30 protein-coding genes and 2 tRNA genes are annotated in these 24864 nt (G+C 58.3%); 21 read left to right on the forward strand and 11 right to left on the reverse strand.

The window, feature by feature from the left end; translation table 11 throughout:
• Positions 1-4 precede the first annotated feature (4 nt).
• The 18 genes from lolB to ODQ19_RS26265 all read left to right on the forward strand — a co-directional run bounded on the left by lolB (position 5) and on the right by ODQ19_RS26265 (position 12660).
• Positions 5-622, forward strand: a complete 618-nt coding sequence (lolB, locus tag ODQ19_RS26180) for a lipoprotein insertase outer membrane protein LolB (protein WP_032893661.1) — start codon at positions 5-7, stop codon at positions 620-622.
• Between the two features lie 49 nt (positions 623-671).
• Positions 672-1475 carry a 4-(cytidine 5'-diphospho)-2-C-methyl-D-erythritol kinase gene (gene ispE, locus ODQ19_RS26185; RefSeq protein WP_330211641.1) on the forward strand — a complete coding sequence of 268 codons (804 nt, stop codon included), beginning with the start codon at positions 672-674 and terminating at the stop codon, positions 1473-1475.
• 37 nt (positions 1476-1512) lie between these two features.
• Positions 1513-1587: transfer RNA gene (locus ODQ19_RS26190), tRNA-Gln, on the forward strand.
• A 46-nt stretch (positions 1588-1633) separates the two neighbouring features.
• The gene (locus tag ODQ19_RS26195; protein WP_003171603.1) at positions 1634-2575 is read left to right on the forward strand and encodes a ribose-phosphate pyrophosphokinase; all 942 of its coding nucleotides are present in this window, start codon (positions 1634-1636) and stop codon (positions 2573-2575) included.
• A 137-nt stretch (positions 2576-2712) separates the two neighbouring features.
• Entirely contained in the window at positions 2713-3309 is a 597-nt protein-coding gene (locus ODQ19_RS26200) for a 50S ribosomal protein L25/general stress protein Ctc (protein WP_116668044.1), read from the forward strand.
• A gap of 167 nt (positions 3310-3476) precedes the next feature.
• Complete coding sequence (pth, locus tag ODQ19_RS26205; protein WP_330211623.1) at positions 3477-4061, forward strand: aminoacyl-tRNA hydrolase; 585 nt, start codon at positions 3477-3479, stop codon at positions 4059-4061.
• Between the two features lie 22 nt (positions 4062-4083).
• Positions 4084-5184, forward strand: a complete 1101-nt coding sequence (gene ychF, locus ODQ19_RS26210) for a redox-regulated ATPase YchF (protein ID WP_014716830.1) — start codon at positions 4084-4086, stop codon at positions 5182-5184.
• Between the two features lie 320 nt (positions 5185-5504).
• Positions 5505-6449: a sigma 54-interacting transcriptional regulator gene (locus ODQ19_RS26215; RefSeq protein WP_330211624.1), complete on the forward strand. Its 945-nt coding sequence runs from the start codon at positions 5505-5507 to the stop codon at positions 6447-6449.
• 184 nt (positions 6450-6633) lie between these two features.
• On the forward strand, positions 6634-6831 hold the full coding sequence (locus ODQ19_RS26220; protein WP_330211625.1) for a hypothetical protein: 198 nt from the start codon (positions 6634-6636) through the stop codon (positions 6829-6831).
• A 113-nt stretch (positions 6832-6944) separates the two neighbouring features.
• Entirely contained in the window at positions 6945-7310 is a 366-nt protein-coding gene (locus ODQ19_RS26225) for an EscI/YscI/HrpB family type III secretion system inner rod protein (protein ID WP_330211626.1), read from the forward strand.
• 5 nt (positions 7311-7315) lie between these two features.
• Positions 7316-8116, forward strand: coding sequence for a type III secretion system inner membrane ring lipoprotein SctJ (gene sctJ, locus ODQ19_RS26230; protein ID WP_330211627.1), 801 nt, complete (start codon positions 7316-7318; stop codon positions 8114-8116).
• A 13-nt stretch (positions 8117-8129) separates the two neighbouring features.
• Positions 8130-8678, forward strand: coding sequence for a type III secretion protein (locus tag ODQ19_RS26235; RefSeq protein ID WP_116668093.1), 549 nt, complete (start codon positions 8130-8132; stop codon positions 8676-8678).
• 11 nt (positions 8679-8689) lie between these two features.
• Positions 8690-9283 (forward strand): type III secretion system stator protein SctL, encoded by a 594-nt coding sequence (gene sctL / locus ODQ19_RS26240; RefSeq protein WP_330211628.1) that lies wholly within the window; start codon positions 8690-8692, stop codon positions 9281-9283.
• A gap of 62 nt (positions 9284-9345) precedes the next feature.
• The gene (locus ODQ19_RS26245; protein ID WP_330211629.1) at positions 9346-9561 is read left to right on the forward strand and encodes a hypothetical protein; all 216 of its coding nucleotides are present in this window, start codon (positions 9346-9348) and stop codon (positions 9559-9561) included.
• Positions 9562-9954 carry a type III secretion protein gene (locus tag ODQ19_RS26250; protein ID WP_330211630.1) on the forward strand — a complete coding sequence of 131 codons (393 nt, stop codon included), beginning with the start codon at positions 9562-9564 and terminating at the stop codon, positions 9952-9954.
• Positions 9955-9968: 14 nt separating this feature from the next.
• On the forward strand, positions 9969-12110 hold the full coding sequence (gene sctC / locus ODQ19_RS26255) for a type III secretion system outer membrane ring subunit SctC (protein ID WP_330211631.1): 2142 nt from the start codon (positions 9969-9971) through the stop codon (positions 12108-12110).
• Entirely contained in the window at positions 12107-12310 is a 204-nt protein-coding gene (gene hrpT / locus ODQ19_RS26260; protein ID WP_116668052.1) for an HrpT family type III secretion system protein, read from the forward strand. Before sctC ends, hrpT begins: the two co-directional genes overlap by 4 nt.
• Positions 12307-12660: a transcriptional regulator gene (locus ODQ19_RS26265; RefSeq protein WP_330211632.1), complete on the forward strand. Its 354-nt coding sequence runs from the start codon at positions 12307-12309 to the stop codon at positions 12658-12660. Before hrpT ends, ODQ19_RS26265 begins: the two co-directional genes overlap by 4 nt.
• On the opposite strand, the gene sctU is transcribed toward ODQ19_RS26265, so the two are convergent.
• From sctU to ODQ19_RS26320, 11 genes are read right to left on the reverse strand one after another with little or no spacing between them, the layout of a single operon-like run.
• On the reverse strand, positions 12661-13758 hold the full coding sequence (gene sctU / locus ODQ19_RS26270) for a type III secretion system export apparatus subunit SctU (RefSeq protein WP_330211633.1): 1098 nt from the start codon (positions 13756-13758) through the stop codon (positions 12661-12663).
• Positions 13755-14543, reverse strand: coding sequence for a type III secretion system export apparatus subunit SctT (gene sctT / locus ODQ19_RS26275; RefSeq protein WP_116668054.1), 789 nt, complete (start codon positions 14541-14543; stop codon positions 13755-13757). Before sctT ends, sctU begins: the two co-directional genes overlap by 4 nt.
• 10 nt (positions 14544-14553) lie before the next feature.
• Entirely contained in the window at positions 14554-14817 is a 264-nt protein-coding gene (gene sctS / locus ODQ19_RS26280; RefSeq protein ID WP_116668055.1) for a type III secretion system export apparatus subunit SctS, read from the reverse strand.
• Between the two features lie 7 nt (positions 14818-14824).
• The gene (gene sctR, locus ODQ19_RS26285) at positions 14825-15478 is read right to left on the reverse strand and encodes a type III secretion system export apparatus subunit SctR (protein ID WP_116668056.1); all 654 of its coding nucleotides are present in this window, start codon (positions 15476-15478) and stop codon (positions 14825-14827) included.
• Positions 15475-16491 (reverse strand): FliM/FliN family flagellar motor switch protein, encoded by a 1017-nt coding sequence (locus ODQ19_RS26290; protein ID WP_116668057.1) that lies wholly within the window; start codon positions 16489-16491, stop codon positions 15475-15477. The genes sctR and ODQ19_RS26290 overlap by 4 nt, the downstream gene beginning before the upstream one ends.
• Positions 16488-16946: a type III secretion system HrpP C-terminal domain-containing protein gene (locus ODQ19_RS26295; protein WP_116668058.1), complete on the reverse strand. Its 459-nt coding sequence runs from the start codon at positions 16944-16946 to the stop codon at positions 16488-16490. The genes ODQ19_RS26290 and ODQ19_RS26295 overlap by 4 nt, the downstream gene beginning before the upstream one ends.
• Positions 16943-17371 (reverse strand): type III secretion system stalk subunit SctO, encoded by a 429-nt coding sequence (gene sctO / locus ODQ19_RS26300; protein WP_116668059.1) that lies wholly within the window; start codon positions 17369-17371, stop codon positions 16943-16945. The genes ODQ19_RS26295 and sctO overlap by 4 nt, the downstream gene beginning before the upstream one ends.
• Positions 17358-18716, reverse strand: a complete 1359-nt coding sequence (locus ODQ19_RS26305; protein ID WP_330211634.1) for a FliI/YscN family ATPase — start codon at positions 18714-18716, stop codon at positions 17358-17360. The genes sctO and ODQ19_RS26305 overlap by 14 nt, the downstream gene beginning before the upstream one ends.
• Positions 18713-19612: an FHA domain-containing protein gene (locus ODQ19_RS26310; protein WP_330211642.1), complete on the reverse strand. Its 900-nt coding sequence runs from the start codon at positions 19610-19612 to the stop codon at positions 18713-18715. Before ODQ19_RS26310 ends, ODQ19_RS26305 begins: the two co-directional genes overlap by 4 nt.
• A 37-nt stretch (positions 19613-19649) precedes the next feature.
• Complete coding sequence (gene sctV, locus ODQ19_RS26315) at positions 19650-21743, reverse strand: type III secretion system export apparatus subunit SctV (protein ID WP_330211635.1); 2094 nt, start codon at positions 21741-21743, stop codon at positions 19650-19652.
• Positions 21740-22801 (reverse strand): TyeA family type III secretion system gatekeeper subunit, encoded by a 1062-nt coding sequence (locus ODQ19_RS26320; protein WP_330211636.1) that lies wholly within the window; start codon positions 22799-22801, stop codon positions 21740-21742. The genes sctV and ODQ19_RS26320 overlap by 4 nt, the downstream gene beginning before the upstream one ends.
• Positions 22802-23066: 265 nt before the next feature.
• Between ODQ19_RS26320 and ODQ19_RS26325 the strand changes: the two genes are divergently transcribed.
• The 3 genes from ODQ19_RS26325 to ODQ19_RS26335 all read left to right on the forward strand — a co-directional run bounded on the left by ODQ19_RS26325 (position 23067) and on the right by ODQ19_RS26335 (position 24838).
• The gene (locus ODQ19_RS26325; protein WP_116668063.1) at positions 23067-23618 is read left to right on the forward strand and encodes an RNA polymerase sigma factor; all 552 of its coding nucleotides are present in this window, start codon (positions 23067-23069) and stop codon (positions 23616-23618) included.
• A gap of 235 nt (positions 23619-23853) precedes the next feature.
• Positions 23854-23930: transfer RNA gene (locus ODQ19_RS26330), tRNA-Met, on the forward strand.
• A gap of 128 nt (positions 23931-24058) precedes the next feature.
• Positions 24059-24838, forward strand: a complete 780-nt coding sequence (locus ODQ19_RS26335) for a PhzF family phenazine biosynthesis protein (RefSeq protein WP_330211637.1) — start codon at positions 24059-24061, stop codon at positions 24836-24838.
• The last annotated feature ends 26 nt before the right edge of the window (positions 24839-24864 follow it).

Here is a 24864-nt window from a genome sequence, read left to right on the forward strand (position 1 = left end):
GCTTATGTTCTTGCGCCACGTTATCGTTTTCAGCTTCATCGCCCTGCTCGCCGGTTGCGCGGGCATCGGCAGCCGTGAATCCGTTGAAGGCCAGGGCAACCCGGCACAATGGAAACAACACAAGGACCAGCTCAGCAGCATCGATGGCTGGCAGATCGAGGGCAAGGTCGGGGTGCGTGCGCCGAAAGATTCCGGCAGCGGCACCCTGTTCTGGCTGCAACGCCAGGACTATTACGACATTCGCCTCTCGGGCCCCCTGGGTCGTGGCGCAGCCCGCCTGACTGGCCGGCCGGGGCAAGTCAGCCTGGAAGTGGCCAATCAGGGCCGCTATGAGGCAACCTCCCCGGAAGAACTGCTGGAGCAGCAGATTGGCTGGAAGTTGCCCGTCTCGCATTTGGTCTGGTGGGTGCGCGGCCTGCCGGCACCTGACAGCAAGAGCCGTCTGAGCCTCAATGGCGACAGTCGCCTCGCCACCCTGGAGCAGGATGGATGGCAGGTCGAATATTTGAGCTACGTGGAGCAAAGCGGCTATTGGCTTCCCGAGCGTATCAAGCTGCATGGCACCGACCTTGATGTCACGCTGGTGATCAAGGACTGGCAACCGCGCAAGCTGGGGCAATAACGTGTCCGCACAAAAATTGACCCTGCCCTCCCCGGCCAAGCTCAACCTGATGCTGCACATCCTTGGCCGTCGTGAAGATGGCTACCACGAGTTGCAGACGCTGTTTCAGTTTCTCGACTACGGCGATGAGCTGACCTTTGCCGTACGTGACGATGGCGTGATTCAACTGCACACCGAATTCGACGGTGTGCCCCACGACAGCAATCTGATTGTGCGGGCGGCCAAAAAACTTCAGGAAAACTCCGGCTGCACACTTGGCATTGATATCTGGATCGACAAAATCCTGCCCATGGGCGGTGGTATCGGTGGCGGCAGCTCAAATGCCGCGACCACTTTGTTGGGCCTCAATCACTTATGGCAACTGGGCTGGGACCACGATCGCCTTGCTGCGCTGGGCCTCACGCTGGGCGCCGACGTCCCGGTTTTCGTGCGGGGGCACGCCGCATTTGCTGAGGGCGTCGGGGAGAAACTCACCCCTGTGGAGCCCGAAGAACCCTGGTATGTCGTGCTGGTGCCGCAAGTATCTGTAAGTACAGCAGAAATTTTTTCAGATCCGTTGTTGACACGTAACTCTTCTCCCATTAAAGTGCGCCCCGTTCCCAAGGGAAACAGTCGAAATGACTGCTTACCGGTTGTAGCAAGGCGTTATCCAGAGGTACGTAACGCTTTGAATTTGTTAGGTAAATTTACCGAAGCAAAATTAACCGGCACTGGAAGTTGTGTGTTTGGGGGCTTCCCAAGCAAAGCTGAAGCTGATAAAGTCTCGGCCCTTCTTACAGAGACCCTTACAGGGTTTGTAGCAAAGGGAAGCAACGTTTCGATGTTGCATCGCAAGCTGCAAAGTCTGCTCTAAAAGGAACCGAGTGTTAGGCACTCGTTGCAACAGATACAGGGGCGTCGCCAAGCGGTAAGGCAGCAGGTTTTGATCCTGCCATGCGTTGGTTCGAATCCAGCCGCCCCTGCCATTTTCTAATACTCATCCAGGTTACCCTCAGCCTCTAGGTACTGCGCGTGTCCAAGATGATGGTCTTTACGGGGAATGCCAACCCCGATCTGGCTCGACGTGTCGTACGTCAGCTGCATATCCCTCTCGGTGACATCTCTGTCGGTAAATTCTCCGACGGCGAAATTACAGCCGAGATCAATGAAAATGTCCGCGGTAAAGACGTCTTCATTATTCAGCCGACCTGCGCTCCGACCAACGATAACCTGATGGAACTCGTCGTGATGGCTGATGCCTTCCGCCGCTCCTCAGCGACTCGAATCACAGCTGTAATCCCTTACTTTGGTTATGCCCGTCAGGATCGCCGTCCGCGCTCCGCACGTGTAGCTATCAGCGCGAAAGTCGTTGCTGACATGCTGACCGTGGTAGGTATCGACCGTGTGCTCACGGTTGACCTGCACGCTGACCAAATCCAGGGGTTCTTCGATATTCCGGTAGATAACATCTACGGCTCCCCCGTCCTGGTGGATGACATCGAAGACCAGCGCTTTGAAAACCTGATGATCGTGTCCCCGGACATTGGTGGCGTCGTGCGTGCACGGGCTGTTGCCAAATCCCTGGGCGTGGACCTCGGGATCATCGACAAACGCCGCGAGAAAGCCAATCACTCTGAAGTGATGCATATCATCGGTGATGTCGAAGGGCGTACCTGTATTCTGGTTGATGACATGGTCGACACCGCCGGCACCCTGTGCCACGCGGCTAAAGCCTTGAAAGAGCACGGTGCAGCAAAAGTCTTCGCCTACTGCACACACCCTGTGCTGTCGGGCCGAGCGATCGAGAACATCGAGAACTCCGTGCTGGACGAACTGGTGGTGACCAACACCATCCCGTTGTCCGCCGCAGCCCAAGCCTGTGCACGTATCCGTCAACTGGATATTGCACCGGTCGTTGCCGAAGCGGTTCGCCGCATCAGCAATGAAGAATCGATCAGCGCGATGTTCCGTTAAGGGTCAAACCAACGGATCACCTCACTGACGAAAAGCGCCCCGCCCCAGCATTCCGCTGGGGCGGGGCTTTTTTGCCCATATCGAGTTCGGCGCTGGTCGCAAACGCCCCTCGATGATGGCTATTTTGGAGATACAACATGAACGAATTTACTCTGAACGCCCAAGCGCGTACTGACCTGGGGAAAGGTGCGAGCCGCCGCCTGCGTCACGCCGCCAACATCCCAGCCGTTGTCTACGGTGGTAACAAGCCTGCTGAATCCGTGACCATCCTGGCCAAGGAAATCGCCAAGCTGTTCGAAAACGAAGCTGCCTACAGCCACGTTATCGAGCTGAACGTCGACGGCGCCAAGCAGAACGTCATCGTTAAAGCGATGCAGCGTCACCCTTCCAAGCAGTTCATCATGCACGCTGACTTCGTTCGCGTTGTAGCTGGCCAGAAACTGACCGCCATCGTGCCTGTGCACTTTGTGGGTGAAGAAGCTCCGGTCAAGAAAGGCGGCGAGATCTCTCACGTCCTGAACGAAATCGAAGTGACCTGCCTGCCGAAAGACCTGCCTGAGTTCATCGAAGTCGACCTGTCGGCTCTGGAAATCGGCGCCATCGTTCACCTGTCCGACCTCAAGGCCCCTAAAGGCGTTGAGTTTGTCGCACTGGCTCACGGTGATGACAAAGCTGTTGCCAACGTTCACGCTCCACGCGTTGCTCCAGAAGCTGAAGAAGGCGCTGCAGAGTAATTCACTCTGTATTGCCGGAGCTTGAGGAAACATCGCGGACCGAAACGTAGCGAGAAAGCGGGCGATAACGCGGCGTTTACTCTTGAGTAAATGATGTAGTGTCGTCCACTTTCGCCGCACATAGGTACGGCGATGTTATCCACAACTCCAAAGGAAGGGCCCCTGTCGTGACTGCCATTAAACTGATCGTTGGCCTGGGAAATCCAGGCGCCGAATACGAACAGACCCGGCATAACGCGGGGGCCCTTTTTGTTGAGCGCATCGCCCACGCCCAAGGCGTCAACCTGGTGGCCGATCGCAAATATTTTGGCCTGATCGGGCGCTTCTCGCACCAGGGTCAGGATGTTCGTCTACTGATTCCCACCACCTACATGAACCGCAGCGGCCAGGCTGTCGCGGCGCTTGCGGGCTTCTTCCGGATCAAACCCGAAGAAATCCTGGTGGCCCATGACGAACTGGACCTACCACCCGGCGTAGCCAAGCTCAAGCTCGGCGGCGGGCATGGTGGGCACAACGGCCTGCGCGACATCATCGCGCAGTTGGGCAATCAGAATAATTTTTACCGTCTGCGGCTCGGCATTGGCCACCCAGGCGTTGCCAGTATGGTTTCAAATTTCGTCCTGGGTCGTGCGCCACGCGCCGAACAGGAAAAACTCGATGCCAGCATCGATTTTGCCCTCGGCGTGCTGCCGGATATCTTCGCCGGTGAATGGAACCGCGCGATGAAAAACCTGCACAGCCAGAAGGCCTGACTCTTATCCGAGGGGAAACACCATGGGATTCAATTGCGGCATCGTCGGCCTGCCCAACGTCGGCAAGTCCACCCTGTTCAACGCCCTGACCAAGTCCGGTATTGCGGCGGAGAACTTCCCCTTCTGCACCATCGAACCCAACAGCGGTATTGTGCCGATGCCCGACCCGCGCCTTGACGCGCTGGCGGCCATCGTCAATCCCAAGCGCATCCTGCCGACCACCATGGAGTTCGTCGACATCGCGGGCCTGGTCGCCGGCGCCTCGAAAGGTGAAGGCCTGGGCAACAAGTTCCTGGCCAACATCCGCGAAACCGATGCCATCGCCCACGTGGTCCGCTGCTTTGAAGACGAGAACGTGATTCACGTCTCCAACAGCGTCGACCCCAAGCGCGACATCGAGATCATCGACCTGGAACTGATCTTCGCCGACCTCGACAGCTGCGAAAAGCAACTGCAGAAAGTCGCGCGTAACGCCAAGGGCGGCGACAAGGATGCAGTGGTCCAGAAGGGCCTGCTGGAGCAACTGATCGCGCACTTCACCGAAGGCAAGCCGGCGCGCAGCCTGATGAAGAACATGGGTGCCGATGAGAAGGCCGTGATCAAGGGCTTCCACCTGCTGACCACCAAGCCTGTGATGTACATCGCCAACGTTGCCGAAGACGGCTTCGAGAACAACCCACTGCTCGACGTGGTCAAGGCCATTGCAGACGAAGAAGGCGCCATCGTTGTTCCGGTGTGCAACAAGATCGAAGCGGAAATCGCCGAGCTCGATGACGGCGAAGAAAAGGACATGTTCCTCGAGGCCCTGGGCCTGGAAGAGCCAGGCCTGAACCGCGTGATCCGCGCCGGCTACGAAATGCTCAACCTGCAGACCTACTTCACCGCCGGCGTCGAAGAAGTCCGCGCCTGGACTGTCAAGGTCGGTGCCACCGCGCCACAGGCCGCCGGCGTGATCCACACCGACTTCGAAAAAGGCTTCATCCGCGCCGAAGTGATCGCCTACAACGACTTCATCCAGTTCAAGGGCGAAGCCGGTGCCAAGGAAGCTGGTAAATGGCGCCTGGAAGGCAAGGACTACATTGTCAAAGATGGCGATGTGATGCACTTCCGCTTTAATGTGTAATCGCCACCTGTAAACTTAGTTCCAGACTAAAAGCCGATGCATTGCATCGGCTTTTTTGTGGCCGCAAGCTTAATAAACAACCGCCCACTTACCTCAAAATACTCCGACCTCTCAGAAACGTCCTATTTACCTCCCAACCCATTACACCCACAAAACCAAAACCATTTTAAAATGCAAACTTACAATCATTTTCCTACAGTATTCCGGCCTATAACTACCACTGCACCGGGTGACAACTTTTATAATCTGCGCTCTACTGAGCTGGCGCTTTCACACCGTCTTCCAACAGTGAAGTCATAGCGAACAGGGAGTATCAATCGATGTCGGCCTACGTCCAGAAGGATAATAAAACAGACGTTTCACTCATCGAGGGTCAGGAACTTGAAACCACGCTTAACAACACTGCCGCTCTTAACATTGACATCCTGTTATTGGGAGAGACCGGCACCGGCAAAGATACCTTGGCACAACGGATTCATCGCTTATCCGGCCGCAGCGGTAATTTCGTTGCGGTGAACTGTGCGGCTATCCCTGAAAGCCTGGCGGAAAGCCAGTTGTTCGGTGTCAACAGCGGTGCCTATACCGGGGCCATACAATCAAGGGCTGGATTCGTCGAGGCAGCCCACTTGGGCACCCTGTACCTGGATGAAATCGACAGCATGCCCTTGAGCCTGCAAGCCAAGCTGCTGCGTGTGCTGGAGTGCCGCGGGGTGGAGCGCCTTGGCTCGACTCGGTTGATTTCCGTGGACATGCGCGTCATTGCATCGGCCCAGCAATCTCTGCAAATCATGGTCGAACAAGGCGCCTTCAGACGTGATCTCTACTTTCGGCTGAATGTCGTGAGCATCGAACTCCCGGCCCTGCGAGATCGACGCGAACGGATCATCCCGCTGTTTCTGCAAATGATCCAGGAGGAAGCGGACCAGTTCAAATGCACTCCCCCAACGCCCTCTGACGGCCTGCTGCATCAGTTGCTCTGCCACCCCTGGCTGGGGAATGTGCGGGAGCTACGTTCGACAGCGAAGCGGTTCGTGCTGGGGTTGCCACCGCTCTCAACGCCAGTGCGCAGCCAACAACCTCATCAAACAGGCCTGAAGGCGCGTCTCCAGCAAATTGAAAAAGCACTAATTGAAGAGTCAATGTACCGCCACCAACATTGCGTCGATACCGTGGCGGTTGAACTGGGGCTACCAAAACGCACGCTCTATTACAGAATGAAACAACTAGACATCTCGCTGGCACAGAGTGGATCGGGCCTTACATGATGCATGTTCGATATGAAAAACGAATAAAAACATACAGAAACATTTAGCCTTGGAAACATTTGGAACGCTTTACTCGGACAAACCACTCATTCAGAGCCAAGCTAAAGTTGTAAAAAAACTTAAGCCTCGGCAACACTTAAGCAATGTTAATCCATCAGTTTAAAATCGAAAGTGGAGTCTTATTATGAATGGTATTGGCGGCAGCCCCTCTTCAAGCAGCGTAAACACCTCTGCATCAGCGAGTAGTTCGGGCGATTCAGGCGGTAAGAGCAATGAAGAATTGCTTGGGAAAGCAGAGGCCATCGCACGTGAAGGTTTCGAACTCAGCCTGAAGGCAAAGCAAATTACTAACAAGTATGCGGCGGCCAAAGAAGTTCGATAACTCGATCGACCTCCCCGGTTTAACCACCGGGGAGGTCTTCTACGCAGCGCGCACTACAAATAGTGTCATTGGCAATCAATGAAGTCTGCCGCTCTCTTTATCGCAGGTCACCTATGCAAATAGATAACTTTTATACCTCCGGCAATCACCGGCTTGAAGACGCTTATAAATCACGTGAGCCGTCATCGTCCAACATAGATGCCAGTTTTTTCTCGTCAATGCTTGGACAAACACCCCCCCCGGCGGCTGTCACGCGCAAAGAAGGCGCGCCGACGGTACTGGCGCAGGCGGCACAACAACTCAAGCATACCGAGAACAACTTGGTACGCCTGCTCAAATCTTCAAGTAAGGGCACTGAGATGGAGGCATTCACAGAGTACCCACGTGAACTTTCCAAAGCGGTCCTGACCTCGCAATTACTCGTTAAATGCCTGGGCAAGACCACCCAGTGCATCGACAAACTCAGCAACCTGCAATAGTGACTATGAAAAACTTTCTATCTGCCGCTCTGCTCCTGACGGCGACCCTCCTGTTAAGCGCTTGCAGCGATCGCGTGGAACTTCATCGCCAACTCTCCGAGCAAGAGGCAAATGAGGTAGTAGCAGAGTTGGCGGATAAACATATTCGCGCGCAAAAAATTCCGGCCAAGGACGGCGTTGTGGTGGCGGTGGACGCCACGGACATCGGGCGCGCTGTACGTACTCTTGAAGCTGCAGGCTTACCCCGGGTGGCGAGAGCCACGTTGGGCGATACCTTTCGTAAGGAAGGGGTGATTTCCACACCACTGGAAGAGCGGGCACGCTACATCTACGCCCTGTCCCAGGAGCTTGAGGCTACGCTGTCCAACATCGACGGCGTTATCGTTGCCCGCGTGCATGTGGTGCTGCCAGAACGCATCGCTCCAGGGGAGCCGGTACAACCTGCCTCCGCCTCGGTATTTATCAAGCACGACCCACGTCTGGACCCTGACAGCATCCGCGCACGCGTTCGCAGGATGGTGTCCAGCAGCATTCCGGGCATGACCACGGCAGTGGACAACCCACAGAAACTCACCGTGATATTCGTACCTGCCACCACTTATCAGGAACAGCAACGCCTGGTGTATTTCGGTCCTTTCCTGGTGCCAAACGGCGACCTTGGTTTTTGGCGAAACAGCCTGATCATTTCGCTGTTTGGGCTGGTGGCATCCGTGGGTGCCGTTCTGTTCCTGCACAATCGCCGTCAGCGCCTTGTACTGGAGCCGGCGGTGGCAGGCAAACCGATCACCCCAGCTCATGACGCCTGAGTTGAACCATCCCATGCGCGAAAACCTGGCCTGGGCCCAGTGGTGGGCGTTCCCGTGGGACTACGCCCATGAAGACTGGAAAAGTGACAAGTACTCCGTCATTCAAGCGCTGTATCGAAGCCGCAAGATAGTGCCAGCCGAGCTTACGGGCGTGGTGACCTGCCTGCCTGCGCCTCCACAACCGACTGTGCTTCGCCTGGCCCTTGCGTCAACGGAACAACTGGACCTGGCACTCAGGCTGGTCCATGACACCTTCAACCCTGAAGCCGCGGGCTCCTTGAGCGACAACCATCACCTGTGGTGCATGCGCCTTTCCAAGGCGCTGCCCCCAGACATGCTCTCCTGCGACGCAGAGCCCTTGCAGTCGCTTTATAGCTGGGTAGAACCCGCTACCTGGCAGCGCCTGCGGTTGCGCTTTATCCGCGAACACGTCTTGGCGGTTGAGAAGACAAACCGCAAGTTCGAAACCACCAACAGCCGACTGAAAACGCTATGGCAGGCGGTCGTCTGGCGCGTGACGACACTGGCCAGTGAACCGCAGCCGCTTGGCGCAAACGAGTAAGGAGATCAGCGATGTTATGCCGATACGCGATTGAGTTACTCAAGGACGCACCTGGGCTGCGGCGCACTCTGATCCCCCGAGAAGAGCTTGCGAGCTGGGAACAGGGCGAGGCGCTATTGAGCCGCGCTATTGCCCAGGCCGATGAAAGGATAAGCCTGGCAGAAAAAAAATGTGAAGCCCTGCTGGAACAAGCCTCGCTGGACGTCTGGCAGCGGGCGGATGCTCAGTTCAAACGCTGGGAGCGCGATCGCCAGGCGATGTGCGACAGCCTGGAACGCTACGCGACATCGATCACCCAGCAGGCTATTCGTCACCTGCTTGACGAAACAGTCCCCCCCCAACGGTTGGCAGCGTTGCTCAAACAGCTGCTGGCCAACCAGGTCCAGGAAATCGACGCGACGCTGTTTTGTCACCCACTGGACCTTGAGGCGATAAAACAACGCCTCGCTCATCACAAGAGTGCTTTCTGGAAACTCCAGGCCGACGAAACACTTGAGCCGCAGACACTTGTACTGAAAACCGACGAGGGCGACTTTCGTATCAGTTGGAACGCCATGCTCGCGACGTTTTTCAACCCCAACAAAGAACACAAGATAAATAGCTAACCCTGCTCACCTGGCACAACTGATTCATCCACACGTCTTCACAAAACCCAAGAGGAAACATCATGGACTTTTATAACGACCTCTCCCGGCAGCTGTTAAAAAACAGCAGTAGCGCCAATAAACTCTATAAAAAAACATCGGATGAGATGGACAGCATCGAAGATACAAACTTGTTCTTTGACCTGGCCGTAAAGGCGACCACCACCCAAATGGCGTATCTGGAACACAACCGCGCCAACCACCTGATGATAAAGAACGTATTCGAGAGCTTTCAGTAAATGAAAGTGCTCGTCAGTAAATGGTGGAAAAACCGTCAAGAACCGCTTTCGTTGCTGGAAGGCGATGACGAAATCACTCTGCGATCCCAGGGCGACACCTTATTACTGGGGGCCTATCTAAGCTCGCTTACATCAGAGCACCCGGCACTGGAGCAGTGGATGCGTCTGGGCGCCGCCAGCTTGAACCATTTCCAGGGTGCACTGGCTCAAAAAGCTGACACGGGCGCGCTGTGGTTGATTCAAAGCCTGCACACCGATCGTGGAGAAGCCCACGTGCTCGGTTGCCTCGAGGCTCTGCTCAACCAACGCGATACATGGCGCGCCATCGTTGCGCGCCTTGCTCGTCCAAGCCAGAACCTCAAACCCACCCCGCTGCGTTCACGCTCGTACTAATCAGAGAACTGTCTATGCCTAACAAGACCCATAAGGGCAACCGCTTGTGCCTTGACTCGCCTGGTGTTTCATCCAAAAGAGCCCAGTGGCGGAACGTGTTCCTGTTTTCCTGGCTGCTGGTTTCAACACACAGCGCGCTCGCCGCCATCCCTTCGGAATGGAAAAATACTGCCTACGCTTATGAAGCCGAGCATAAGCCGGTGCGCGAGGTACTCGAAGATTTCGCCCAGACCTTCGGTACACAACTGCAGATCGAGGGCCTGCTGGAAGGCATCGTCAACGGCAAGATACGCGCTAACACCCCGCAGTCATTGCTCGACCGCCTGGGGGTAGAACATCGCTTCCAATGGTACCTGTACAACAACACGCTCTACATCAGTACTCTGGACCAGCAAGAGTCTGCGCGCCTGGAGGTCTCCTCCGAGACCATTGCCGACCTCAAGCAGGCCCTCACTGATATCGGCCTGCTCGATAGCCGCTTCGGCTGGGGTGAGCTGCCCGAGGATGGCATCGTGTTGGTCTCAGGGCCTCGGCGCTATATCGAACAAATCAAGCAGTTCAGCAGCCAGCGCCGCTCAGTGGATGAAAAACAGAGCGTGTTGAGTTTCCCGCTGAAGTTCGCCAATGCGGCGGATCGCCAGGTGGATTATCGTGGCGAGAAGCTCACCATTACGGGGGTTTCCAGCATTGTGCGGGGCTTACTGGAGCCACGCTCCAATCCGACAACCCCGGCGTTGGCCCAGCGCCCCGCTTCACAGCCTGCCCCTCTCGTGCCCAACGTTCCCCGCTTGAGCAACCCGTTGCTGGGGCAGATGCTCGGTACAAACGGCACTCCCATGCCGATGGATATTGGCGCCACGCTCACCCCACGCGCGTCGGCACCTGCCAGCCGCATTCGCGTCGAAGCCGATATGCGCAACAACGCGGTGCTCATCTATGACCTGCCAGAGCGCCAGGCCATGTACCGCGAGTTGATCGCTCAACTGGATGTGGCGCGCAAACTGGTGGAAATCGATACGATCATTCTGGATATCGAGCGCACGCAATTGCGTGAGTTTGGAGTGAACTGGGGGTTTCAGAACAGCCGCTTCCGTGGCGGTGCAAATATGGCGCCCGGCACATCGCAACAGTTGTCGATCGAGAATCGCGACCGTTTCTATGCTGACATACGCGCCCTGGAAGCCAAGGGCCTGGCAACCATGGTGTCCAACCCCTCCGTACTCACCTTGGAAAACCAGCCGGCGGTAATCGACTTCAACCGCACTCAATACCTGACACCGGGTCGTCAGAACGCAACCATCTTGCCGGTCACCGTGGGTACCAGCGTCCAGGTCGTGCCCCGCGTCATCACCAGCCGAGGCAGCCATCAGATTCACTTGGTCGTGGATATCGAGGACGGTACGTTCGATGAGTCCAACCCCAATCGTGACCTCAAAGACCTCGATGTGCGCCGCGGTAACGTCAGCACCCAGGCGGTCATGGCGGAAAAGCGCTCAATGGTGATTGGCGGATTCCACGTCACGGAAAGCGCCGACAAGCACAAGAAGGTGCCGCTGCTGGGCGATATCCCTCTGCTGGGCAAGGCGTTGTTCTCTTCAAGCGAACGGCAGAACAATCGACGTGAACGCCTGTTCATCATCACCCCGCGCGTCATCGGCGACCAGGCCGACCCATCCCGCTACTTGCCCCAGGCAGACCAAGCCGAGTTGCAGACGGCCCTGGCGCCCTTGGCCAGGCGCAACGCCCCTCACCAGCCCGAGATCAAGCGTAGCGACATCATCAGCACCCTGGCGCACCTGGTGACAGGGCAGGTGCCCAAGGCTTTCAAGTTGGCGCCCATGCCCCTGGGGTTGAACACATTGTGCAGTCCCCGCGACTTGCTCGCGCTGAGCACCGAGCGCAGCCAATGGTATGCAGGCCCTGAATACAACGTCGCGATCGTCGTGATGCGCAACCAGTTCAACCGCAATGTGCGCATCGATGAAAAAGAATGCAGCAATTCGCAGACCCTGGCCGTCACCGTATGGCCACGCGCCTGGCTGAAGCCTGGAGAGGAAGCGGAGGTCTTCATCGCCATGCGCCCTGTGGTGAAGGATGAACACCTCAGCGTACCGCGCCCTACTTTGATTACTCCTGTTAAGAAGGTCCGACCATGAGACATCAATTGTTGTGCGTCACCCTTATCGGCGCGGCGCTGCTCGTCAGCGCTTGCACCCCTACATGCAAAGGCGACTCCTGCTCACGCCCACAGTCGACCGCGCAGAAGATGGTGATCTGGTGGCCCTCGCACATGCGCGTCCAGCCTGGACCGTCCGGGGAGCGAGCGGACTACCAGACGGTATCGCTGGAGCGATGAGCACGACGCAAATGCCCGACAACCAACCCCAGGTAATGCTGAACGACTTGGTGAGCGGCGCTGCCGCTCACCTGTCTCTCGCGCCCGGTATCAAAGTGTGCACATTGCAGGCGGGCAGTCGCCCGGGGCTGGCTCTGCATGTCGCTCGCGAAGCGTTGCAAGCCGGGCAATTGCAACGGATATTACAGCGCCGCTTTGAGCAGGCCCTGATCTTCGAGGGGTGCTTTGTCTACCTTGATGCCCAGGGCACCATGGTGATCTGGCACGGGCTGCCAACACCGCCCGGCAATCTGGACAGGGCGCTGAGCCGGATGCTCTCGCTGGCCGGTCTTAGCGTCCTGGATCGCTGATCAGCGCTGGTCAAGCTCCGGGAGCTCCAGGGTCTCGCGTTTGGCGTCATCATCCAGCTCGCGCAAGGTGCGATAGATCAACGCCACGGCCTGCAGGGTTTCGCGAGGAATGCTGGCTCCCAGCTTTTTGGTATAGATCGTCCGTGCCAACCACACACACTGAATCACCGGGACCTCGGCGGCCTTCGCGCGCGCGATTAGTTTTCGCGCCTCGTCGTCCGTGCCTTTGCTGATCAACAGGGGCAGAGGCGTCTTGCCAGGACGGTAATACAGGGCGACCGCAAAGTGCGTCGGGTTGACCACCAGCATGTCCGCCTCCTCCAGCTTGGGCAGTTTGACCTTCGGCTCCTCCTGGGCCAATTGCTGCGCCAACTGACGGCGCTGGCCTTTCACATGGGGGTCGCCTTCCATGTCCTTGTACTCTTTGACGACCTCGACTTGCGTCATCCGCATGCGCTTGGCAAAGAAGTACTTCTGCATGGTCATGTCGATAAGCGCCAGTACCAGTAACAGCCCAAGGCAGGCGTGCAGCAAATAACGAAACAGAGCAATCAGCGCCAGGATGTAACTTTGCAGGTCACTGTTTGCCAGGTTGATCAGCGTCCCCACGGAGGGCCAGACCACCACGTACACAATCATTCCCAAAAGAAACGCCTTGGCGATGCTCAACAACAGATTGATCACCGACTGGGCAGAAAACATTTGCTTGAGTTGGCTCAGGGGGTTGAGGCGGTTGAAATCCAGCTTCAGGGTCTGCGGGGCAAACAGCAACCCGAACTGCATCCAACTGCCGATCAGCTTCGAGGCAATCGCCAGGGCGGCCATCAGCAGGGAAAACGAAAAAAACACGGTCAGTCCGTCCACCAATACTTCTTCCAGCGATCGTGCAAACGGCTGGCCCACGCGGGACATCGGCAACACCATCATTTGCTGGAAGCGCTGCATGCTGGTCTCGGCGGTAAACAGCGCAATCTCGCTGATGGCCGCCAGCGCCAGCAACTTGCTCACGTCCTGGCTTTGGGCGACCTGGCCTTTCTTACGTTGATCGCGCAGCTTCTTGGCTGACGCGGGATGCTTCTTTTCCCCCGAGTCGCTCATGGCGGCGAGCCCTGGAACAACAGCCCCAATATATGTTTAAGATCGCCCAGCTGGCTCAGGCGTCCAACGATCAGGTCCTGCAGTAATGCAAAGTACAACAGCAAAATGCCGATACCCGCCAGGCACTTGACCGGTGGCGCCAGCGTACTCACCTGTAACTGCTGGCTGTACACCCCCAGCAGTGCGACCCCGAACTCCAGCAACAACAGCACCGCAATGAAGGGAGCGGCGTATAGCATCATGTGCGTGAACGTATCGCCCAACAGGTCGACAAACAGACTCATGCCATTTTCTGCCGGAAGCGGGAACCACACCGTAGGCGGCCAGATCAGGTAGCTGTCCCAGATCACCTGGGTCAGCGCGCCCAGCCCCAGCACAGCCATCAGCAAAAAAATCGCCAGTTGCTTGAACAGATGCCCGATCGGCGTCGCGTCCGGCCCCAGCGAGGGGTTGAGCTGGCCACCGGCCAAGGCGCCGCGCTGGTTATCCAGCAGCGCTCCCACCGATTCGAACAGCCAGAACGGCATCGACAACAACACCCCCAGCAGCAACCCAAGGGCCAGCTCCTTCAGCGCCAGGCCAGCGAGCATGAGCCCCGAGAATTCCTGGCCTTGCAATGCCGCATGAATGGCCGGCGCGGGCATCAACGCCATGACCATCACAAGGGTATGCCGGGGCATGCCGCGTATATGCTGAAAACAGAACGCCGCCACCAGGATGCCGCAGGGGTATATACGTGCCATGCCGAGCATCAGGCTGGGCAGCAAATCGAGATACAGCAGCACAGGCAGGGTCTCAGTTCAGGGCCGAACGGCCGATCATTTCAAAGGTCAGGTTGATCAACTGGATCAACTCAACGCCAATCCAGCGCCCTGTCAGGATCAACGTGACCCCCACTGCAACCAGCTTGATGCCAAACGGCAGCGTCTGGTCTTGTACCTGCATCAGCGCTTGCACCAGGGACGTCAGCACGCCGACCACCACCGCCACAATCAACGGGGGTGCCGACAGCACGACCACCAGCAACATCCCCTGCTTGAACAGCACGATCGGTTCCATAGGCGACTCAGAGATAGGAAAGGAACAGGCTGTCGAGCAATCGCGACCAGCCGGACACCAGCACGAACAACAACAGTTTGAGCGGCAGGGAAATAGTCATGGGCGAGACCATTTGCATCCCCAGCGCCAGCAGCAGATTGGACACAATCAGGTCAATCACAATGAAGGGAATGTAGATCAAAAAGCCGATCTCGAACCCCGCCTGCAACTGCGACAATACGAACGCCGGAATCAGCAGGATCAAGTCTTCGCGCTGCACCTCCTGGGCCATTTGCACAGGCCACAGGCGCGAGGTGTTTTCCAGCAGATGAGTCAGTACATCGGGGTCGACGTTGCGCAGCATGAAAGCTCGCAAGGGTTGGATGGCCTCATTCCCGGTCTGCAGGAACGTGTGCACGTTGCTCATGTCCAGGGGCGATGCCTTGACGTTCTCGGCGATCTCGTAACCTACCGGTGCCATGATGAACAGCGTTGCCGCCAGTGCGATACCGTTGATGGCCATGCCCGGCGGTACCTGCTGCACACCGATGGCGTTGCGGGTGATCATCAGCACAATCACGATTTTCAAAAACGCTGTACAGACCACCAACAGCATGGGCATCAATGACAATGCCCCAAGAAAGACTGCCAGAATAAGGGGGTCGAGCCCCTGGATTGTCATCGAGCGAACATCACGCGGGACAGCTGAAGGCCCAGGCGCCCGTCGACTTCTACCAACTGCCCTTGAGCAATAGGCCGATCGCCATAATAGAGGCCAGCCATACCGGGGCCGTAACCGGCAATACCCAGCACCGAGCCGGCCGCCAGGTTGCGCAGTTCACCCAGCGTAAGGTTGAGTGTTCCGCAGCGTACGCTCAGTGCCATGCTCAACTCATCGAATGGCTCACTGCCGAAGACATCCACCACCGGCATATCTTCCTCACTCCCCGCGTAGTGGGGGGCTGCAAAATTTTCATCCATGGATGTGTCCTCGATAGAAGTTAGGGTCAGGCAAACCGACCCGGTGACATCGTCAATGCAACCATGCAGCCGCTGTTTGCCAACCTGTACATAACCGCTGCCCTGGGCTTGAAAGCAGGTCTGCTCAAGCACCACGACATCACCCGCGCGCAGGCTGCGTGCTTGCGCAACAGGTAGCTGCACACGCCCAAGGGTCACGGCAATTGCCAATTGAAACGATGTAGTGAGCGGCGCGGACGTGGTACGCCAGGGCCCGGCATCGCACAACGCCAGGAAGGTTTCGGGGGCCAGCCACACATAGCCATCCACCCGAGACGAGCCCAGGGTCGCGCTGAGGCGGCAGCCAAAACCCGTGGCTCGGTCCACTTCTTCCAAGAGGCGCACACTGCCTAGCAACGCCTTGACCTGGGGGCTCAGGTGATAATGGAACAGGTCCCAGAACCAGGAATCAGGGTCATTGCCGAATTGGGCCAACGGCACCGGGCACTCGCCGAGCAGGCTGAGCAACGGTCCCGCCTCAGCGAGCACCAGCGCACCGCACGCCGTCTCCAGACCAAGAGAATCGACCCCAGTAGGAGAACGCCCAGGTTCAAGCCGCAGCTCACCGCGCTGACCTGAGACCTGAAACTCAAGGCGCAGCCCGCGGCCCAATCGACGGCGTGCGGCAACGGTGTCGTGTCGCAGCTTAGGTAATGTCAGTATCGGCACTATCATGCGCAGCCGACGTTGGGCAGGCTGAGGCTCACTGGAAGCCCCAACGCTTGCGTAAATCGGTCCTCACATTGTTGCCGTACACCACTGAGCCAGCGCGCCGTGGCATCGTGCTCCGCTTCCAGTTCAATCGCCCAGGCGCTCTGTTCTCGCCGTACGCTGGCGTTGATCCGCCCCAGGCGTGGCAAGTACAACACCGCCTGCAACGGCCACTGCGTACCGGCCAACGCCCGAGGTGCCAGCTGTTCGGCCAGCGCCTCGATCATGGCGGTGCCGGCCACGGACTTTTTTCCCGATAAGGAAGCTCCCGTCCCGTCGCCCTCCCCATCATGAGCAAACAGCTGCGCAAACAATCGCCCTTGCTCCCATGGCACTATGCCCGCGGTGCCTGGTTCACGTTCCTCCCTCGGTTCGCGCAAGCGCGAACGTTCAACGGGCTTATTTGCAACCTGAGTCATATCGGCTCCTGTGTCAGTAAAAGGGATAGCTCCTGAAGCTTTTCCACCTGCCGCAGGCATTCGGTGGCTTGCCTCTGCGCACTGCCAACGCGGCTTTCCTTCTCTTGTCGTTGGTTGCGCAATGCCTCAAGCTGCCCCTCACCGCGCTGGGTGCTGGCAGATAAAGAGCGCTCCTGTGCACTCCAGGATTTAAGGCCTTGCAAGGTCAGGACCTGGCCCTGGTGCTGGCTGAGCAACAGCGCACTTTGCCGGGCCTCCTCCTGCCGAGTCTGTTCCAGTGCCTCCTGGGCCTGCTGGATGTGCGCAAGCAGGGCCTGCTGCGCCCGCTTGGCCTCACGCAGGGCACGCTCGGCCCGATCGGCCCGGTGCCTGCGCAGGCGCCGCAGCGTCTCCACCTCACCGAGCAGTACGTCAGAATGGGACATGGGTGGTCAGCTCCTTGAGTTGCTCAAGCGTGACGGCCATCGGTGAGGGTTCACGCAAATCCTGGCGCAAGAAACCATCCACCGCTTGACGACTGTTCACGGCCAGGTCAGTCAGCGCATCGCTGCCAGGCTGGTACTCCCCCAGCTTGAGCATCAACTCGATCTGCTGGTACGCCGAGAGCAAACGTCGCAACGCCGTGCCCGCCTGGATATCTTCCGGGGCCGCGACGTTGCTCAGTATTCGAGAAAGGCTCGCCAGCACATCCACCGCCGGATAGTGCCCCCGCTCGGCCAATTTGCGCGACAGCACGATATGGCCGTCGAGCAACGAACGCACCTCATCGGCCACCGGGTCGTTCATGGAGTCCTGCTCGATCAACACCGTGTAAATCGCGGTGATCACACCGTCACGGGTCAACCCGGCGCGCTCCACCAGGCGCGGCAGCAAGCTGTACACCGACGGTGGCAGGCCACCGCGCCCCAACGGTTCGCCGGCAGCCAAGCCAATTTCACGCTGGGCCCTGGCGAAACGGGTCAGGGAGTCAATCAGCAGCAACACGCGTTGGCCCTTGCGCCGAAAACCTTCGGCCAATGCCGTGGCGGTGAATGCGGCGCGGGCGCGCTCCATGCTGGAGCGATCAGACGTAGCACACACCAGTACCGCTTTGGCGCGTAGTTGCTCATCCAGCTCATGGTCGAGAAACTCACGCAACTCGCGGCCCCGCTCGCCGATCAGGCCGAACACGATGACGTCGCATTCGACGTTACGGGCGATCTCGGCCAACAAGGTCGTCTTGCCGCAACCGGCCCCGGCGAACAGACCGACGCGCTGGCCTTCACCCAGCGTCATCAAGCCATCAATGGAACGCACCCCGGTGGCCAGGGCACGGTTGATCCGCGGCCGCTCGGTGGGTAACGGCGCTTCACACAGCACCGCACTGGTGTCGGGCAGTTCAGCTTCGACAAACGCACTGGCGCCCTGCCCCGCAATCGGTCGCCCGAAGCCATCCAGCACTTGGCCCAACAGCGCCTCGCTGACCTGAACACGATGCGAAACGCCCAGGCGCTCAACGCCAGCGCCCACTCGTACGCCTTCCAGATTACCCAGAGCACTGAGTACTGCATCCTGCTGATCAAAGCCGATGATTTCGGCGAGCATGAAATCGCCCGGGCCTTTTTCCACTTGGCACAAGTCGCCGATGCGCGCCTGAGGCAGTCGGCATTGAAGCAACATGCCATTGACGCGCTGGATGCGACCACGCATCGCCACTGGCGCAAAGCTGCTCAGCGCCTGGGCCTGCCGCTGTTGCCAGGCGTCGAGACGCGCTTGCAATTGCATACTCACCAAAGCACCTCATAACGCTGCGCGCCGTCGAAAACCACCTTGCTGTTGTCGATCAACACCAGGCGCAGGCCGTCTACCTGATCCCCCAGAAAAAGCCGGCTACCCTCTTCCAGAACCACGTGGCCGTTCGGTCCGCCCACTATCTGCACAATCCTGAACGGCAAGGCCTCATCGCGCACACGTACACGACTGATCACCGGCACCGCACTGTCGAATTGCTCACCAAAACGGCTGAGCATCCGCGACACCAACTCCACATCCTCCTGGGAAACATCCCCGCTCAGCACGACTTGGCCGTTGATCACCTGCAAGCCGATGCGCGGGCTCAACTCACGCTCACCAAGCATCTTCACCAACTGTTGGCGCACATCAATCGGTGAGGCCAGTTCCTGTTTGCCAGCCACCGCAGGCATCAGCGAAGCCTGGGCCTCATGCTCCCCTGTCGAGACCATGCCCACTACCGCGATGATGATCGCCATCACCAGCACCAGGCTGATCAAGCGCTTTTGCTGCGAGGGCGCAATGGAGGACAACTTCAGTGCCTGCGCGGGTTCATCCGGCGATGGCACCGCTGCGGCTGTCGGCGCCACAGGCTCGGGCCACGGGTGATCCGCCAGGGTGACGCATAACCTTACGCTGCCCACTAGAAAGGGCACGTTCAATGCCAGATTCGGGATCTGCGCCATGGCCTGTCCAGCAGCCCCGTACAACAGCTCCGCCTGGGCCTGCACCGACCAGTTAACCTCAGAAAAGCGCAGCAACGCATGATGCTCGGCGACCCCCGGGTCGTTCAGCACCAAATCAGCGTCTGCCTGGGCGCCGATGCTCCATTGTTCGCCGAACAACGGCAACGCAGCGCCCTGGCGCTGGCCATCAAGCACCCGTAACTCATACATCATCGAGCCCTCCTTTGTAGTGACCATGGCCGGAGGCTCATGCCGCAGCCCCCCGCACCAAGGCTTCCTGGCCCAGGTCTATGCGCCCAAGGACCTTGACCTTGGATGTGCTTCCCAACTCAGCGAAAGACAGCACCGGTACATGGTTGAACTCTTCCAGCAGCAAGGTCCGCAACGGGCTGCGCAAGTCTTGCGCCACCAACATCACACTTTTGCTCTTGGCCCTTAGAACAAAGGCCTGGTTGAGCAGGCTGATAAAGGCCGCGCTGTGGTTCTCGTCCAGCGCGAAGAACACGCCGGTCTGGGTCTGGCGCAGCGCCTCGCGCAGGATGTTTTCGCTCTGCGGAGATAACAGCCAGGCATGCAGGCCATCGGCCTCGCTGTACTGGTGGTAGATCTGTGCCTTGAGGGCAATGCGCGCATAGTCGGCCAGGGCTTCTGGCTCACGCTCATGCTGCCCGTACTCGATCAGCGACTCGACAATCAGCCGCACCGCTCGCAGCGGTACGCCTTCACTGGCCAGGCGTTGCAACACCGCCGAAAAACGCGAGAGCGGCATGATGCGCTGCAGTTCCTGCACCAGTTCCGGCTGGTTATGCTCAAGCCAACTCAAGATCGACTTGCTCTCCTGAATCCCCAGGAACTGCGGCCCGCTGAGCATCATCGCCTGCCTCATGCGTTCCAGAATCAGGTGCGTAGCCGTGAAGCGCTCCAGCTCTGGGTCCTCCAGCAGCGGATCATCAGGGGGCAGCCAGAGCCAATTCTGTTCATCGCGCTCAGCCAGCCCCGGTATGGCGTGTGCAGGCTCAACCGTCAGCGCCTTGCGCTCAACAGCCACCTGGTTGACCACTGACGCCCTGACCATGGGGACTTCATGTACGCAAAAGCGCATTTCATCGGCGGCCAGGGAGTCATCGAGTTCAACCTCGAACGGAGGCAATGTCAGGCCAATATTGGCGACCAGCGAGTTTCGCGCCTGGCGAATCCCATGAATCAGGTCCGTCACCTCAGGCGTTCCGCGCAGAACGGGGGAAAACTGCAACAGGTAAGGGCGCGACGGATCAAATCCGCGCAAGTCCTCTTTACCGTTCTCTTCAGGGCGGACCACTTCAGCGGCTTCGTTGGCAGGCGCTGCCTGCCGTTGACGCTGGCGTACCAGGTAATAACCCACGCTGCCGGTGATCAGCGCAATAAAGATAAAGACCAGGGTAGGCATGCCAGGTACTGCAGCGAACGCAAGCATTCCCACCGAGGCAATTACCCAGCTCTTGGGCTCACTGGTCATTTGTCGGGCAATTTCGACCCCCATGTTACTGACGCCTTTGCGCCCATCCGGTGCCACGCGGGTGATGATCATGCCGGCGGTCAGCGAGATCAGCAGCGCGGGAATCTGTGCGATCAGGCCATCCCCGATCGTCAGTACCGAATACAGCGCCATCGAGTCGGCGGCGCTCAACCCGTGCTGGAACATACCCGTGGAGAAACCACCCAGAAGGTTGACCACGACGATGATCAACCCGGCGATAGCGTCGCCCTTGACGAATTTCATGGCGCCGTCCATGGCCCCGAACAGCTGGCTTTCACGCGACAGTTGATCGCGCTTGTCCCGCGCTTGCATGCCGTCAATCAGCCCGGCACGCAGGTCGCTGTCGATGGACATCTGTTTGCCGGGCATTGCGTCCAGGCTGAATCTGGCGGCCACTTCAGCGACCCGCTCCGAGCCCTTGGTGATGACCAGGAAGTTGACCAGGGTCAGGATCAGGAAGATCACCATCCCGACCGCCAGGTTTCCCCCTACCACGAAATTGCCGAAGGCTTCGACGATGTCCCCGGCGTCCTGCTCCAGCAGGATCAAACGCGTGGTCGCAATCGACAGTGCCAATCGAAACATGGTCGTGAGCAACAGAATCGACGGGAACGACGAGAACGCCAAGGGCCCTGGCAAGTAGAGCGCCAGCACGATCAACAGGCACGAAATGCAGATATTCAACGCGATCAGAATATCCACCAGCCAGGTGGGCAGTGGCACGATAAAGATAAAGACGATGGCCATGACCACCACGGCGCCCAGTACTTCTGCTCGCTGTGCCGTCTTGAGCAGCAACCCATTGATGGCCGATAGCACGGTCACGTCATGATCCCCGCCAGACCGGCACGCTTGGTGCCGCCATCGATCCGATTCAGCTCGTCCATCACCGCCACAAAGCTGATCAGGGTTTCCTGCCGGACCCGGCTGTCAGGCCACAAGGCCAGGGGCAATTGCTGGATGAGGGGATAGAGCGCGTTGAGCGCAACCAGTTGCCGGGCGGTCGCCCCGCCCCCAAGGTCGTCCCCCAGCCGCAGGATTTCACTGGCGGCGATACCGCTGCTGGCGTAGCCCAACAGGCGCTGCAACAGCGTAACGGCCTCATCCTCCATATGCAGGCGCTGCTTGCACTCCACGCAACCGGCCAGCACTGCGCTCAACTGCCCGCAGCTTCGCAGGCCCACCAGCAATGAGCGCAGCAACGGCGTAGGCATCGAGGAAACCAAGGCGGCAATATCGTCCGCCAGGGCTTTACGCATCACGTTAAGCCCTTCTTGAAACCGGTCGCCGCCGTATACACCCAGCAAAGCTTGCATCATCGTTGCCAGGGATTGGCGCGTGACCACGCTGGCGTAGTAGAGCGAACGTAGCGCCTGACGTTCCTCGGGGTCCACGCTGGCCGCTTGCAATACCACGGCAATGTTCAGGCCAGCCTGGATTTCTCCCTTGAAACGAGCCTCCAGCTTGGCGATGGCTGCATGTGCCAAGGCAGCCTCGGATTTACGGCCTTCGGTGTCCGCCTCACTCGCCACATGCTTGAGCACCACGAATGCACGCGCCGGGTCGCCGCCCGCAACGTCGAGCAGTTTTTCGACGCCGACGTTTTGCAGCAATTGCATCCTGATTCGACGCGAAACCGAGGCCATGCTCGCCTGAGCCGGATGACCCAGCTGATCATAAAGCTGCACCAGTTGCTCGGTCGGCGGTACGCGCACGCCCATCTGCCGCTGGCCCAGCGAAAGTTTATTGAGCTCCACTTCCTGATTGAACAGATGGGCCAGTTCGTCCACACCCTTCGCAGGTGCAGGCTCGGAGGTCGTATGAATAACGGGTTGATCCAGGCGTTGGACCGTTTGCACATCGTTGCGAGATTCGACTTTCATGGACAGGCCATTTCAGGAAGAGTGTTTTCCCTGTGTGGCGAGGCCTAACCATACGGTTCCATTGAAATTCGAGACCATGACGAGTTTGAAAATACTTGCACATGCCACCATTTCCCACGCGCAACAGCCTGCGTAAAAAATCTTATATTCAAAATATTTTTACATATAAATCAAATAGTTAAACGACTTTTTCCATTTGGCACACGCAGTGCAATCGGGTTCCTGTCGATACGTTTTCGACTGCGTCTACCTTAAGGAAAAAATCATGAATATCCCTATTGAAGCCTTAGTTCACCTTGGTGGCAATTCGCCTCAATTCATGCTCCATCTGACAGACGATCAACAGAAAAAACTGCGACGCTTCATTCACAAACGGGTACTCAACCCGGAAGACGCGGATGATCTATTGCAACTGACTTACTTGGAAGCCTGGCGCAATCGCGAGCGCTTCAGTGGTACCGCGACGCTCAGCACCTGGATGTGCGGCATCGCGCAGAACCTGATCCGCAATCACTTCCGGCGCCTGTATGCCAAGCCCTCTCATTGCGAATTCGACGAGTCGCTGTGGCATGGCCATGAAGAAAGCCACAGCCTGGACTGGGAGTTCGAGGTCAACCGACGCCTGGAAAATACCCTGAGCGCGATTGATCACTTGCCCACAGAGATGCGCAGAACACTGTACGCCTCCCTGGAAACCGACGGCAGTTACCAGGACACCGCCGACGTACTGGACATTCCTATCGGCACCGTGCGCTCGCGCCTGTCACGGGCACGCGAACAGCTCAAGCGCGTCACCCACACCCCACTGCATCAATAAGTTGAATTAGCCAGTCAAGCGTTGGGCGACAGGGATATCTGCCCAACACTGTCGGACTTGGCCCGTGAGTAGACCTTCGAAGACGCTCAGCGCTTGCGCTCCCCTCATCCACGGTGCATTCGCCACCGCCCGTCGCCAAAACCAGCGCTTTGGCTTAAACAGTTGAAAGCGTAGAAAAATTTTCAACAAAAACGCTTGACGCATTGCCGTTCCAAGCGAATAATGCGCGCCACTTGGCTACATAGCTCAGTTGGTTAGAGCATAGCATTCATAATGCTGGGGTCCGGGGTTCAAGTCCCTGTGTAGCCACCAAGTACTAAAAACGGCTTACCGAAAGGTAGGCCGTTTTTTTATGCGCGCAAAAAAACTCCCCAACTGTATTTTGACGCCCCCCAACCCCACTGTTAGTGTCCAGCCTCCCCTAAACACGGAGTGCCCCGATGCAACTGGACATCTACCAAGTCGACGCTTTCAGCCACCATCCCTTCGGCGGCAACCCGGCGGCGGTGTGCCCGCTCACTGAGTGGCTGCCCGACGCGCAACTGCAGCAGATTGCGGCTGAAAATAACCTCTCGGAAACCGCGTTTTTTGTACCTCGTGGCGAGTTCTATGAGTTGCGCTGGCTCACCCCGGAAGTTGAGGTGGACCTGTGCGGCCATGCCACGTTGGCAGCCGCGTGGGTATTGATCCACAAGTTGGCGGACGCCCCGCAGGTTCTGCGCTTTGCCACCCGTAGCGGCGAGTTGCGGGTAACGCGCAACGGCGATGAACTGGCGATGGATTTTCCAGCCAAGAACCCCGAACGCTGCGAGCCGCCCCACGGCATGTTGAGCGCCCTGGGGCTTGAAACCGCCGAGGTGTTTGGCACCGACGACTACATTGTGCTGGTGGAGGATGAAGCGCAGGTGGCGGCCCTGGAACCGGACTTTGCGCGACTCAAGGGCCTGCCTAAACGTGGGATTGCGGTAACTGCCAAAAGCACTCGGTTTGATTTTGTCTCGCGCTGGTTCGGCCCGAATGTGGGCGTCAATGAAGACCCGGTTACTGGCTCGGCGCACACCTCGCTGGCACCGTTCTGGGCCGAGCGCCTGGGCAAATCGCAATTGAGCGCCGAGCAAGGTGGCCAGCGAAAAGGCCAATTGCGCTGTGAACTCCAGGGTGACCGGGTGATTATTTCCGGCAAGGCCGTGCTGTACATGCAAGGCACGATTTACCTGTAGAACGCAGTACCCCAAGGGCAACAGCA

Origin of the sequence: Pseudomonas sp. AM4(2022) (assembly GCF_036346515.1) — a bacterium.
In the GTDB taxonomy this organism is placed as follows: Bacteria; Pseudomonadota; Gammaproteobacteria; order Pseudomonadales; family Pseudomonadaceae; genus Aquipseudomonas; species Aquipseudomonas paracarnis.